This window comes from Streptomyces sp. BE20 (assembly GCF_036322525.1).
In the GTDB taxonomy this organism is placed as follows: domain Bacteria; phylum Actinomycetota; class Actinomycetes; order Streptomycetales; family Streptomycetaceae; genus Kitasatospora.
The window spans coordinates 15,453-28,992 of sequence record NZ_JAQYWW010000857.1; the positions used below are offsets into that span (position 1 = coordinate 15,453).

Genomic DNA, 13,540 nt, shown 5'->3' on the forward strand with positions numbered 1-13,540 from the left:
TCACGAGACGAGGGCGTCCAGGGAGATCAGCACGTCCCCCCGGAAGCAGAGCCGGTACGCGTCCCCGGAGCGGTCGTTGTTGAACGGCTCGGCCGTGATCGCGTAGTACTCGCACGTCACTCCTTCTCCCCGGGGCGGAGGATCGCCCACGGACGGATGGTACGGAACCTGACGGTCCGGCAGAAACCGCTGCACGGTCGCGCGGTCCTGGCCGACCCGGAGCGACGCGTAGTCCGCCGGGTCCAGCACGGCGCGGCCGGTGGAGTGGATCGTCCACGCGCGCAGGCCCGCGGTCAGCACCAGCGCGGTCGCCAGCGGCGCCAGGACGACCGCCGCCATCATCCGGCCCACCCGCCGGCGGGCGTGCCGCAGTTCGCGGGCCGGCGACACGACGACCGGCCCGGGTGGCGGAACGGCCGGGGCACCGGACCGCGGCAGGGAGGCGGACACCTCGAAGCCCCCGCCCCCGCTCCCGCCCCCGGTGCACGGCCCGTGGTCGAAGGTGCCGCCCGCCAGCCGGACCCGCTCGGCCAGGCCGATCAGACCCCGGCCACCGCTCCCGGGCACGGCCCCCGGTGCCGACGACGGACGTGTTGACGACGGCAGGGTCGAGGACCGGAGGGGCGAGGACCGGAGGGGCGACGGCGCGAGGGCCGACGGTGACGGGCCGTTGGCCACCAGGACGCGGGCGCCGTCCGCCGAGTACGCGACCCGCACCTCCACCGGCGCCCCCGGCGCGTGCTTGGCAGCATTGGTCAGCGCCTCCTGGACCACCCGGTAAGCGGCGTGCTCGGCCGCCCGCGACAGGCCGTCCGGCTCGCCGGTCACGGTCAGCCGGACCTCCAGACCGGCCGCCGCCGCCTCGGCCACCAGCTGCGGGACACCCGCGTCGGCGGGACCCCGGGCGTCGTGCTCGTCGGCCTCGTCCCGCAGGATCCCGATCACCTCGCCGAGGCGCTCGACCGCTGCCGCCGCACCCGCCCTGATCTCCTGGGCCGTCTCGCGGTGCGGCCCGGCCAGGTCCGGCGCCAGCTTCAGGGCGCCGGCCCGCAGGGCGATCAGACTCAGGTCGTGGCCGAGGGCGTCGTGCATGTCCTGGGCGATCCGAGCCCGTTCGCGCATCCGGGCCTGCTCGGCCACCAGCCGCTGCTCACGTTCCAGGCGCTCCGCCCGCTCCCAGCCGGCCCGCACCAGCTCCTGCGACTGCCGCCAGAACCGGCCCACCATCCAGGGCGCCATCCCGGCGCAGACCAGCAGCGACACGAACGACGTCCCCGCCACCATCCACGCCGGTACCGCCACCGCGGCCAGCACCCCGGCGGCGACCAGGACGGCCAGCACCACCACCGCCGGGCGCGCCCGGTCCGTCCGCCGGCCGGCCAGGAAGGCCGCCCCGATCGCCGGCACCACCCACCAGAGGGCCACCGGGCTCAGCCCGATCCCGGCCGCCGCCACCGCCAGCAACCCCCGGTCCGCCCATCGCGCGCTCGTCCACATCCGCACGACCCTACGGAAAACGCGGGGGCTGCGAATCTGTCGAAAGTCATGCCCGCACGCAGGAAGTCGGACCGGCGGACGCCCCCGGAGGCGATCAGGGACGGTGCGACGGAGGCCAGGGCGTGGCGCGGGGATCGGTGGTGGTGACGTGGCGGGGCTGCAGCGAGTCGAGGGTCCGGCGGAGCCTGCGCACGGCCGGGTGGTGCGGGCCTTCGCGGCGCTCACGGTCGAAGAGCAGCTGGAGCAGCCACGACCAGGCCGCCTCGGCCTCACCGAGCGCCGCGAGCAGTCCGCCGATCCGCTCGCGCAGGTCCAGCCCCCGCTCCTGGTCGGTGTCCGGCCAGTCGGCGAGCAGCGCCCGGTACTCGGCGAGTGCCTCGGCCCCCCGGCCGAGCTGTTCGAGGCACTCGGCGGCCCGGTACCGGTACTCCACGGCCGCCCGGCCGTGCGGACCGCCCTCGGCGGTGGCGGCGAGCTGCCGGTACTCCGGGAGCGCCTCGCGGTGGCGCCGCTCCTGCAGGAGGGTGCGGGCGTAGATGGCCCGGACGGTGCCGGCCAGCCCGGAGCCGTCGCCGAGCTCGGCCCGGACCCGGGGCAGCAGCCGGGCGGCGAGGTCGATCACCTCGGCACGCCGTCCGGCGTCGACCAGGTCGGAGAGCCGGGCGCAGGCTGCCGCGAGGTCGCCCTCCACCGGGGAGACCGGACCGGGCGGGGCGACCGGGCCGGCCGGCGGCGGGCCCTGCGAGGTGGGCGGCATCGGCACGGCGGCCATCAGGAACGGCGGCGGCTCGGCACGCGGCGGAGCGGGCGGCGCCGCCGGCACCGCCGCCCGACCCGGCTGCGGCGCGGGTTCCACCGCCCGGGGCTGCGGCTGGAGCGGGTGCCGGTAGGGCCGGGACGGGTCGGGCAGCGGTCCGTACCGGGGCTGCGGCACCGGGACGGCGGCGGGAACCAGCGGGAGCAGCCGCCCGTAGACCTCCTGCGCGTCGGCCGGACGCTCCTCGGGCCGCTTGGCGAGCAGGTCGAGGACCAGCCGCTCCAACGGCGCCGGCACCTCGGGGCGCAGCTCACGCAACGGCACCGGCGGGTCGTCGACGTGACGGCGCAGCAGGCCCAGCGCGGTGGGTGCGCGGAACGGCCCCTCGCCGGCGAGCATCTCGTGCAGCAGGCAGCCGAGCGCGTACAGGTCGCTGCGCGGGTCGACGGTCGCGGCCAGGGCCTGCTCGGGAGCCATGTACGACGGGCTGCCGATCGGGACACCGGTGAGGGTGAGGCGGGTGGCCTCGGGGTCGAGTGCGGTGGCGATGCCGAGGTCGAGCAGGACGGTCCGGCCGTCCTCACGGACCATCACGTTGCTGGGTTTCAGGTCGCGGTGGACGACCGGCACCGCGTGGACGGCGGCCAGCGCGGTGCAGAGCTGCGCGGCCACGGCGACCGCACGCTCGACCGGGAACGGCGCGTCCTCGGCGATCAGGTCGGCCAGGCTGACGCCGGTGACCCGCTGCATGACGAGGTACAGCTCGCCGCCGTCCTCGCCGGCGTCGAAGACGGTGACGAGGCCCGGGTGGTCGAGGGCCGCGGTGGTGCGGCACTCGCGGAGGAAGCGGCGGCGGAGGTCGTCGCCGGGCGCGCGGTGGTCCCCGCCGCGCCCGGCGTCGGCCCCCGTGGCGGCGAGGAGCCGGTCGGGGCGGAGCAGTTTGACGGCGACCGGGCGGAAGAGCCGTTCGTCGTGGCCCGCCCAGACCTGGCCCATGCCGCCGTGGCCGATCTTCTCGGTGAGGCGGTAGCGGCCCCCGATCACCCGGGCCACCGTCACGGCCGGCCCTCGCGGGCCTGGCGGCGCAGCAGTTCGCCCAGCTCGCGCAGCTCGTCGGAGGTCGCGGGGCCGGCGTCCGGGGCCGGCGCGGGCGGGTACGGCGCGGCGGCGGCGAACGGCTGGGCCTGGGCAGCGAACGGCTGGGCGGGGGTGCCGAACGGCTGGGCCGGAGTCCCGAACGGCGCCGGAGTGCCGAAGGGCTGGGCGCCGAAGGACTGGGCGCCGAAGGACTGGGCAGGGGCGGTGAAGGGCCGGGCGGCCGTGGGCGCGGCGGGGGCCGGGTAGCCGTACGCCGGCTGGGCCGGGTAGGGGGCGGTGACGGCCTGCGGGGCGTAGTGACCGCCCGGCGCCGCCGGGTGCGGGCGGCCCGCCTCCCAGACCGCACGCCGGTCCATCACCAGGAAGTGCGCCGGCGGGACGAACCACATCAGCACCATCATCACCATGCCGACCGTGTCGGCGGTGGGGGCGCTGCCCTTGGGGCCGTTGCCGGCGACCCCGATCGCGACGATGTAGGCGAGGAAGAGCCCGGCGAAGGCGACCGCACCGACGATGTCGTACGCCCGGCGCCGACGGACCGCCAGCAGCAGGGACGGCACCATGCCGAGCAGGCCGATCGAGAGCAGCGGGGCGAGCACCACCAGCACCCGGCCGAGCACCCCGTACGGGCCGGCGGGCCGCGGGCCGGACGGCACCGGGCCCATGACGGTCGGCGGCCCGGGGTAGGGCACCGCGCCCGGTATGCCCCCGGCGGGCCCACCGCCCGGGAAGGCGCCGCCGGGCGGTGGGCCGAACTGCCCGGGGTACTGCCCTGACATGCGCGCTCCTGAGCGGGTGAGTACGGCGGCCGTCCGGGTCACGGAGCGACCCCGCACACCGTACCGCCCCCACCCGACGGGCCGGGATCCCTCGGACCGCCTCCGCCGCCCGGGCAGTGGACCTCCCACCCGCCCCGGTCTGCCGCGGCCGGTCCGCCGGACGGCACGTCAGGAGGTGTGCGGCGGCGCGGCCGTCCCGGTGGCGAGGGCGTCGGTGAGGGCCTGGGTGAGGACGCGGCCGAGCGCGGCGGCCTGCTGCAGGGTGGTGTCGAACGCGGCGAGGCGGGCGAACGCCTCGCCGAGGCGCCGCTGTTCGGCGATCGGGAGGCGGGGCAGCTCGACGCGCCGGATGTCGAGGCGGGTCGTGGTGGAGGCGTGGCTGGCGGCCCGCCGGGTGGCCGCGGTGGAGCGGAGGTGGCCGGCCAGGAAGTGCGGGTCGAGGGCGTCCGGGTCGGGCCGGAGCAGGTGGAGCTGGCGGCCCAGGGCCGCGCCGGCCGGCGGTCCCGCCGGGCCGACGACCCGGGCGACGGCCCCGCCGAGGGCCGGCACGACGACGTCGCCGGGCCTGGTCAGCGGCGGGCCGTCGGCGGTCGCGGCCGACCGGTCGAGAACGGCACCGGGCGGGGTACCGGCGGCGAGGTCCTGGTCGGTGAGCACGGGCGTGCCGGCCGGGTCGGCGTCGACCGGCCGGCCGGGTGCGCCGCTGCCGGAGGAGTACACCTCCAGGACGCCGGCCCGGACCAGCTCCCCCAGCGTGACGACCGCGCCGGTGCCCACGCCTGCGCCCGCCCCGGAACCGGCCCCGAAACCCGCCTCGGAGCCCGTCCCGAAGCCCGTCCCGAAGCCCGAGCCGGTCGGCTCCGGGAGCAGCGCGCCGGGGTCGCCCAGGGCGTCGAGCATCTCGGTCAGCCGGCCGCTGAGGTGGGACAGTTCGGCCGCGCCGCCGAGCGGGGCGGCGGGCGGGACGTGGCGGGTGGGCGAGAGGTCGGTCTCGTCGTCGAGCAGGTCGATCGCCGCCATGGTCCGGTACGCGCCGGGGCGGTCCGGGGGGAGCGGCAGGCTCTCACGGGCGGCGAGGTCGAAGGCGCGCCAGGCGTCCAGGACGATCCGGTGCAGGTCCGGCCAGCGGACCTTGTCCCGGCCGCCCTCCGCGGTATCGGCCGGGGAGGCCGGGGCGGAGGTCGCGTCCAGCAGAAGTACCTGCCGGAAGTCGTCCCCCGGGCGCGGGGCGCGCAGCACCCAGAGGTGCAGCGGCACGCCGTACGGGGGTGCGGCGCCGGCGGGGAGCGCGACGACGGCGCGCAGGGCGCCGCTGCGCAACAGTTCGGCCCGGACCCGGCGGCCCGCCCGGCGGGTCGCGACGGTCGGGGGGAGGAGGAGGGCGGCGAGGCCGCCCGGGCGGGTGTGGGCGAGACAGTGCAGCACCCAGGCGAGTTCGGACTCGCCGCGCGGCGGCACGAGACCGCCGGGCCACCGGTGGTCGAACTGCAGCTCGTCGTGGCCCCAGTCCCGCTCGTTGTACGGGGGCTGGCAGAGCACCGCGTCGAAGGTGCGGCCGGGGTGGGCGTCGGCGCGCAGGGCGTCGCCGGCACGCAGGTCGAGCGGGAGCGGCCCGGGGTCGGCGGCGGGCGCGTGCAGGGCGAGCCGGAGCCGGGCGAGCGCGGCGGTGACCGGGTCGGCGTCCTGGCCGTACCGTCCGGTGGTCGGGGGCAGCGCGAGCAGCATCGCGCCGAGGCCGGTGGCCGGGTCGAGCACGGTGGCGGGCACACCGGCGACGGCGGCGAGCAGGCCGGCGGCCTCCGGCGGGGTCGGGCTGAGCTGCCGGGTGTTGGCCTCGGCGTAGCGGGTGAGCAGTTGCTCGAAGGCGGCGGGCGGTCCGGCCGCGGCGGAGAGTTCGGCGAGCAGGCGGGCGAGGTCCAGCTGGGTGGAGCCGAGCAGCCCGGGCAGGTGGAGGTCGGCGGCGCCGTGGGGGCCGAGGGCGGTGTCGGCCGCGTCGGCCAGCGCGCGGGGCAGTCCGGTGGCGAGCCGGGCCTCGGACTGGGCGGCGAGTGCGGTCCAGCGACCCGGTTCGCGGTGGTGCAGCAGGAGGACGGCGCCGGCCTGGACCAGCGGGGCGGCGGGGTGGCCGGCGGGGTCGCGGAGGGTCTCGACCAGCCGCCAGACGCGTTCGAGCAGGGGCAGTTCGGCGATCTTGCCCTGGGCGCGGAGCCAGGTCTCGACGTCGGCGAGGGCGAAGGCCGGGCTGCTGTCGGTGCCGCCGACCGGTCGCGGGAAGTCGGGGTGCCGGCGGCGCCAGTTGCTGACGGCGGCCCGGCCCACCCCGGCCAGCCGGGCGATCTCGACCGCGGTCACCTCGGGACGGTCCGGCATGGGGGCTCCTTCGGCGACGGTTACGACTACGGCTACTACGGCCACGGCGGCGCCGGGGCTGCGACGCGCGCGGGGGGCGGGCTGGGCGGGGCACCGGGCCGGCCGGTGTGATCACACAGCATAGCCAGCACCGACCTCCGGGCCGTTCACACGTGAACAGAGGTGTTTCGTGAATCGTCATTGACATCGTTCACAGGCCGTGGTGTGATTTCTCCTGTCACCGCCGCACCGGGCGGCACACCGGAAGACCAGGAGAGCCTCATGTCCACCACCCGTCGCACCGCCGCCCTGCTGCTCGGCGCCGCGCTCGTCACCCTCACCGCGACCGCCTGCGACGCCGGCGGCGCCTCCGTCTCCACCGAGGCCAAGCAGACCGCCGCCGCGACGCCGGCCGCCGAGGGAGGCTCCGCCCCGGCCAAGCCGGCCGACGGTCAGCCCGCCGCCGAGAGCAAGCCGGCCGAGGCCGCCAAGGCGCCCGACGCGGCCAAGGCCCCCGCCAAGATCGGCGACACGATCGGGCTCAAGGGCAGCCTCGACAAGGGCAACACCGCCGACGTCACCGCGGTGAAGGTGGTCGACCCTGCCGAGAGCGCCAACGCGTACCTCAAGGCCGAGGACGGCAAGCACTACGTGGCCGTGCAGTTCCAGATCAAGCCGACCGGCTCGAAGGCCTACAGCGAGGCGCCGTGGAGCAGCGCCAAGGTGGTCGACGCCCAGGGCCAGTCCTACGGCCCGACGCTCGCCGAGACCAAGGCCGGCCAGTCCTTCCAGACCCCGACCAACATCGCCGGCGGCGAGACGGGCAAGGGCTTCGTCGTCTTCGAGGTCCCGAACGGCACCAAGCTGGACAAGGTCCAGTTCTCCCTCGACAACGGCTTCGCCCAGCAGGTCGGCCAGTGGAAGATCGGCTGACGGCCCTGTGCACAGCCCCGCCGCAGCATCGGTCCGGGCCCGGCGGGCACGGCACGAACGCGAACGGCGCAAACGGCGGGCACGACGCGAACGGCGGCCCCGGGCGTCACCGCCCGAGACCGCCGCCCACCGGGGATCCCCGGCTACTGCTTCTTCGCCCCCGCCAGGTCGTCGAACATCGCCGACAGGAACTCCCGGCACCACGCCAGCAGCTCCCGCCCGACCAGCGGCTTGCCGCCGATCCGGCCCGTGGCCGGCCGCGGCACCAGCAGCAGCCGGGTGGACGCCTTCACCTGGCTCCGCGGGTAGAGCCGGTTCAGCCGCAGCTGCTGCGACTCCCTCAGCTCCACCGGACCGAACCGCACGTTGGAGCCCTGCAACGTGATGTCCGAGATCCCGCAACGCCGGGCGTACAGCCGCAGCGCCGCCACCATCAGCAGGTTCTCCACCGCGTCGGGCAGCTTGCCGTACCGGTCGACCAGCTCGTCCCGGACCTGCGTGATGTCCTCCTCCGAGTTGACCGCCGCGATCGAGCGGTACGCCTGGAGCCGCAGGCGCTCGCCGGGCGCGTAGTCGTGCGGCACGTGGGCGTCGACCGGAAGCTCGATCTTCACCTCCAGCGGCTCCTCCTCCGGCTCGCCGCCGTTGGTCAGCGACTCCCGGAACTCGGCCACAGCCTCGCCGACCATCCGCATGTAGAGGTCGAAGCCGACACCCGCGATGTGCCCGGACTGCTCACCGCCGAGCAGGTTGCCCGCCCCGCGGATCTCCAGGTCCTTCATCGCGACGTACATGCCCGCACCCATCTCGGTGTGCTGGGCGATGGTCGCCAACCGCTCGTGGGCGGTCTCGGTCAGCGGCTTCTCCGGCGGGTACAGCATGTACGCGTACCCGCGCTCCCGCCCACGGCCCACCCGGCCGCGCAGCTGGTGCAACTGGGAGAGGCCGAAGGTGTCGCCGCGCTCGACGATCAGGGTGTTGGCGTTGGAGATGTCGATGCCCGACTCCACGATCGTGGTCGACACCAGGACGTCGAACTCCTTCTCCCAGAAGTCGACGACCACCTTCTCCAGCTGGGTCTCCCCCATCTGCCCGTGCGCGGTGGCGACCCGCGCCTCGGGCACGAGGTCCTTCAGCCGGGCCGCCGCCTTGTCGATCGACTCCACCCGGTTGTGGATGTAGAACACCTGGCCCTCGCGCAGGAGTTCACGCCGGATGGCGGCCGAGATCTGCTTCTCGTCGTACGGGCCGACGAACGTCAGCACCGGGTGCCGTTCCTCCGGCGGGGTGGTGATGGTGGACATCTCGCGAATCCCGGTGACGGCCATCTCCAGGGTTCGCGGGATCGGGGTGGCGGACATCGTCAGCACGTCCACGTTGGCCCGCAGCTTCTTCAGCTGCTCCTTGTGCTCGACACCGAACCGCTGCTCCTCGTCGACGATGACCAGTCCGAGGTCCTTGAAGCGGGTCTCCGAGGAGAACAGCCGGTGGGTCCCGATGACCACGTCCACCGACCCCTCGAACAGGCCCTCCAGCACGGCCTTCGCCTCGGAGTCGCTCTGGAAGCGGGACAGCGCCTTCACCGTGACCGGGAAGTTGGCGTACCGCTCCGCGAAGGTCGAGAAGTGCTGCTGCACCAGCAGCGTGGTCGGCACCAGCACCGCCACCTGCTTGCCGTCCTGCACCGCCTTGAAGGCGGCCCGCACCGCGATCTCCGTCTTGCCGTAACCGACGTCGCCGCAGATCAGCCGGTCCATCGGGACGGACTTCTCCATGTCCGCCTTGACCTCGGCGATGGTGGTCAGCTGGTCGGGCGTCTCCGCATACGGGAAGGCGTCCTCCAGCTCGCGCTGCCACGGGGTGTCCGGCCCGAAGGTGTGGCCGGGCGCGGCCATCCGGGCCGAGTACAGCTTGATCAGGTCCGCGGCGATCTCCTTGACCGCCTTCTTGGCGCGCTGCTTGGTCTTCGCCCAGTCCGCGCCGCCGAGCCGGTGCAGCGTCGGGGCCTCGCCGCCGACGTACTTGGTGACCTGGTCCAGCTGGTCGGTGGGCACGAAGAGCCGGTCTCCGGGGTGGCCCCGCTTGGCCGGCGCATACTCCAGCACCAGGTACTCGCGGGTCGCGCCCTGCACGGTGCGCTGCACCATCTCGACGTACCGGCCGACGCCGTGCGCCTCGTGGACGACGTAGTCGCCGGCGGCCAGCGCCAGCGGGTCGATCGCGTTCCGGCGCCGGGACGGCATCCGCCGCATGTCCTTGGTCGAGGACTTCTGGCCGGACAGGTCGGTCTCGGTGATCACGGTCAGCTTGAGCGTCTCGTCGACGAAACCGTGCTCGATCGAGCCGCAGGCGACGTAGACCACGTCCCGGGTCGGCGCCTCCGCGAGGTCGGCGACCAGCCGGGCCGGGATGCCCTCGTTGCCGAGCACCTCGGCGAGGCGGCTCGCCGGTCCGTGCCCCTCCGTCACCATGACGACCCGCCAGTCGGCGGCCAGCCGCTCCTTGGCGTCGGCGATCGCCCGGGCGGTGTCGCCCCGGTACGCCTCGACCGCGTGCATGCCCAGCGTCAGGGTGTTGGCGTCGAACTCCAGCACCTCGTGCACCGAGGACTCGCTGGTGGCGAACGGGCTGACCGACCACCAGGGCAGCCCGATCTCGGCGGCGTGCTCGCGCACCTCGGCGAGTGAGCGCAGCGAGGCGGCCGAGACGTCGATCGCCTCCAGGTCGATCGGCCGGTCCCCGCCGGCCGCGGCCGCCACCCAGGAGGCGTGCAGGAACTCCTGACTGGTCGCCACCAGGTCGGCGGCCCGGGTGCGGACCCGCTCCGGGTCGCAGACCACCGCGACCGAGCCGAGCGGCAGCACGTCCAGCAGCAGCTCCATGTCGTCCACCAGGACGGGCGCCAGCGACTCCATGCCCTCGACCGCGATGCCCTCGGCGATCTTGTCCAGGATCTCGGCCAGCCTGGGGTGGTCGGCCGCCAGCGCGGCGGCCCGGGCCCGGACCTCGTCGGTCAGCAGCAGCTCGCGGCAGGGCGGCGCCCAGAGGCCGTGCTCGGCGATCTCCAGCGACCGCTGGTCGGCCACCTTGAAGTAGCGGACCTCCTCGACGTCGTCGCCCCAGAACTCCACCCGCAGCGGGTGCTCCTCGGTCGGCGGGAAGACGTCCAGGATGCCGCCGCGCACCGCGAACTCGCCGCGCTTCTCGACCAGTTCGACCCGGGAGTAGGCGGCGCCGGCGAGCTTGCGGGCCACCTCCTCCAGGTCGTGCGACTCGCCCCGCAGGACGGCCACCGGCTCCAGTTCGGCCAGCCCCTTCACCTGGGGCTGGAGCACCGAACGGACCGGCGCCACGATCACCTGCACCGGACCGGCCGCCGGGTCGTCCGCGCGGGGGTGCACGATCCGGCGGAGCACCGCCAGCCGGCGGCCCACGGTGTCCGAACGGGGCGAGAGCCGCTCGTGCGGCAGTGTCTCCCAGGCGGGGTATTCGGCGACCGCGTCCGGCGGCAGCAGCGAACGCAGCGAGGCGGCGAGGTCCTCGGCCTCCCGGCCGGTGGCGGTGACGGCCAGCACCGGGCGGCCCCGCTCCCCCGCGGCCTGCCCGGCGAGCGCGCGGGCCAGCGCGGCGATCGCGAACGGCCGGGCGGCGGGCGGCCCGACCAGGTCGAGGTGGCGGCGGCCTCCGGCCGCGGTGCCGGTGGCGGTCGCGGCCTCGATCGCCTCGGCGAGCGCCGCGTCCCGCGCGACGACATCGAGCAGTCCGGTCAGGCTCATCTGGAGTCTCTTCTTCGTCCCGTGGCTGGTGCTGCCCCGGGGCCTCGAAGGCCCGCCCGGGCAACGCGAACGGCCCGGCGCGCCGAGCGGCCGGGGGTCTCCAGACTACGCCGCGAGGCAGACGCGCACGCGGCGCACGGCCGGGGGTCGCGACCGGCCCTCACCGGACGCCGTCCGGACGGCGTCCGGACGGCGCCGGGGGCGCCGACGGGGACGTCGACGGTCCGGATCCGGAACGAGGGCCGCCCGCCGGCCGGGCGCGGACGAACCACCGGCCGCACGCTGCCGCTCCGGCTGTTTCGCCGCATTGTTCCCTCGCCGTCGCGATCTGCCACGAACTGGACATACTCCTGTCACTGCCCGTCCATGGAGATCGCGCACCATGGTGAATGTGCCCGCCGCACCCAACCGTGGGGGATGGCTGCGGAAGGCACGGTCGCACACCCGATGGGGGTCGGGAGTGCGAGGCCGGGCGACCCTGGGTGGGGGCGCCCGCCCAAGCGCCGGGAACCGTGGCGCCCTTTCCTGGAGGGCGCCACGGGTCTCGGCCTCCTGCGTTTCCGGGGGCCGCGACCGTCTGCGAGTCCGCTCCCCGGCTCCGCTCCCCGTGGCCGCTCCCCGCGTCCTCTCCCCGGAACCGTTCACCAGCCGCTTCCGGGCCGCTGCGAGCGACGTGCGGCGCCTCCTCCCGGCGGGACCGCTCCGCGATCCGCCCCGGAGGGCCACCTTCCGTACCTCCCGGCGCGATGCCGGGAAAACCCACGCGGTCCGGCGCCGCTCCCTACCCTGTGGTGAAGACCGTGTGGGGACGCCCGGAGGGGCCGAGGGGCGTCGCGTGGAGGGGGATCTTCGTCATGCGCGTTGTCATCGCAGGCCAGGGCTACGTGGGACTGCCACTGGCGGTCCGCGCCGCCGAGGTCGGGCACCGGGTGGTCGGCTACGACGTGGACGAGCGCCGGATCAAGCGGCTGGCCGTCGGCGAGTCGTACGTCGAGGACATCCCCGCCGCGCGGCTGCGGCCGCTGCTGGAGAACGGAAGCTACCTGCCCTCCGCCGATCCGTCCGACGTGGCGGGCTTCGACATCGCGGTGATCACCGTGCCGACACCGCTGCGCGACGGCGCGCCCGACCTCTCCTACATCGAGGCCTCGGCCGCCCTGCTCGCCCAGCACCTGAAGCCGGGGGCGACCGTCGTCCTGGAGTCGACCACCTACCCCGGCACCACCGAGGAACTGCTCGCGCCGCTGCTGGAGGAGGGCTCCGGGCTGACCGCGGGCCGGGACTTCCACCTCGGCTACAGCCCCGAGCGGATCGACCCGGGCAACCCGACCTGGCGGCTGGAGAACACCCCGAAGGTGGTCTCCGGGATCGACCCGGCGGCGCTGGCCGCGGTCGAGGGCTTCTACGGCGAGCTGGTCGACCGGACGGTGCCGGTCTCCTCCTGCAAGGAGGCCGAACTGACCAAGCTGCTGGAGAACACCTTCCGGCACGTGAACATCGCGCTCGTCAACGAGTTGGCGATGTTCGCGCACGACCTCGGGATCGACGTCTGGGAGGCCATCGACGCGGCCTCCACCAAGCCATTCGGCTACCTGCGCTTCACTCCCGGGCCCGGCGTGGGCGGACACTGCCTGCCGATCGACCCGTCCTACCTGTCCTGGCGGGTGGAACGGGCGCTCGGCCAGTCGTTCCGGTTCGTCGAGCTGGCCAACGACGTCAACAGCCACATGCCCGACTACGTGGTCCGGCGGCTCGCCGAGGCACTCAACGAGCGACAGCGTTCCGTCAAGGGCTCCCGGGTGCTGCTGCTCGGGCTCGCCTACAAGAAGAACACCGGCGACGCCCGGGAGACCCCGGCCGCCAGGGTCGCCGAGCTGCTGGTCCGGATGGGCGCCGAGGTCCGGGCCGCCGACCCCCACGTGGTGGTCGGGGTGCACGTGCCCGAGCCGGTGATCCCCGGCCAGCGCGCGGCCGAGCACGACCGGCACGGCGACCCGTTCGCCGCCGTCCACCGGGTGGAGGCGAGCCCGGAGGAGCTGGCGGCGGCGGACGCGGTGGTCCTGCTCGCCGACCACGACGAGTTCGACTACGAGGCGGTCGCCACGCACGCCCGGTACGTCCTGGACTGCCGGCGCCGGCTGACCGGCGCCACGGTCGAGGTGCTCTGACGCCGACCCGTCGCGGCGGGCACCGCCCTGCTCACGGTCGTCCGCGGCTCGGCGGGGAGCTCCGATCGCGTACGGGCCGACGGACCGCAGGCCCCGGCACCCGGTGGGGCGCTCGGGGCCTGCGGTCCGTCGTGGCCGGGGCCGGGGCGGGGCCGGGGCCCCGGGGAAGCCTCCCCCGACCGG

Annotated in this window: 7 protein-coding genes; 2 read left to right on the plus strand and 5 right to left on the minus strand. The window is 75.4% G+C overall.

What is annotated here, in order from left to right:
- From PUR61_RS18460 to PUR61_RS18475, 4 genes are all read right to left on the minus strand, one after another.
- Entirely contained in the window at positions 1-1,497 is a 1,497-nt protein-coding gene (locus PUR61_RS18460) for a sensor histidine kinase (protein ID WP_329880003.1), read from the minus strand.
- A gap of 94 nt (positions 1,498-1,591) precedes the next feature.
- Positions 1,592-3,313, minus strand: coding sequence for a protein kinase domain-containing protein (locus tag PUR61_RS18465; protein WP_329880004.1), 1,722 nt, complete (start codon positions 3,311-3,313; stop codon positions 1,592-1,594).
- Entirely contained in the window at positions 3,310-4,131 is an 822-nt protein-coding gene (locus PUR61_RS18470) for a hypothetical protein (protein WP_329880005.1), read from the minus strand. The genes PUR61_RS18465 and PUR61_RS18470 overlap by 4 nt, the downstream gene beginning before the upstream one ends.
- A gap of 168 nt (positions 4,132-4,299) precedes the next feature.
- Positions 4,300-6,501, minus strand: a complete 2,202-nt coding sequence (locus PUR61_RS18475) for an N-6 DNA methylase (protein ID WP_329880006.1) — start codon at positions 6,499-6,501, stop codon at positions 4,300-4,302.
- A gap of 261 nt (positions 6,502-6,762) precedes the next feature.
- Between PUR61_RS18475 and PUR61_RS18480 the strand changes: the two genes are divergently transcribed.
- Complete coding sequence (locus PUR61_RS18480) at positions 6,763-7,413, plus strand: DUF4352 domain-containing protein (protein WP_329880007.1); 651 nt, start codon at positions 6,763-6,765, stop codon at positions 7,411-7,413.
- A gap of 143 nt (positions 7,414-7,556) precedes the next feature.
- Here the strand turns inward: PUR61_RS18480 and mfd are convergent, their stop codons facing one another.
- The gene (gene mfd, locus PUR61_RS18485) at positions 7,557-11,189 is read right to left on the minus strand and encodes a transcription-repair coupling factor (protein ID WP_329880008.1); all 3,633 of its coding nucleotides are present in this window, start codon (positions 11,187-11,189) and stop codon (positions 7,557-7,559) included.
- Between the two features lie 854 nt (positions 11,190-12,043).
- Here mfd and PUR61_RS18490 point away from each other — a divergent pair.
- Entirely contained in the window at positions 12,044-13,357 is a 1,314-nt protein-coding gene (locus PUR61_RS18490; RefSeq protein WP_329880009.1) for a nucleotide sugar dehydrogenase, read from the plus strand.
- Positions 13,358-13,540: the final 183 nt, after the last annotated feature.

Coding starts and splice junctions, on each gene's coding strand:
- PUR61_RS18460 (WP_329880003.1), bottom strand. CDS start 1,497: ATGTGGACGAGCGCGCGATGGGCGGACCGGGGGTTGCTGGCGGTGGCG.
- PUR61_RS18475 (WP_329880006.1), bottom strand. CDS start 6,501: ATGCCGGACCGTCCCGAGGTGACCGCGGTCGAGATCGCCCGGCTGGCC.
- PUR61_RS18470 (WP_329880005.1), bottom strand. CDS start 4,131: ATGTCAGGGCAGTACCCCGGGCAGTTCGGCCCACCGCCCGGCGGCGCC.
- PUR61_RS18490 (WP_329880009.1), top strand. CDS start 12,044: ATGCGCGTTGTCATCGCAGGCCAGGGCTACGTGGGACTGCCACTGGCG.
- mfd (WP_329880008.1), bottom strand. CDS start 11,189: ATGAGCCTGACCGGACTGCTCGATGTCGTCGCGCGGGACGCGGCGCTC.
- PUR61_RS18480 (WP_329880007.1), top strand. CDS start 6,763: ATGTCCACCACCCGTCGCACCGCCGCCCTGCTGCTCGGCGCCGCGCTC.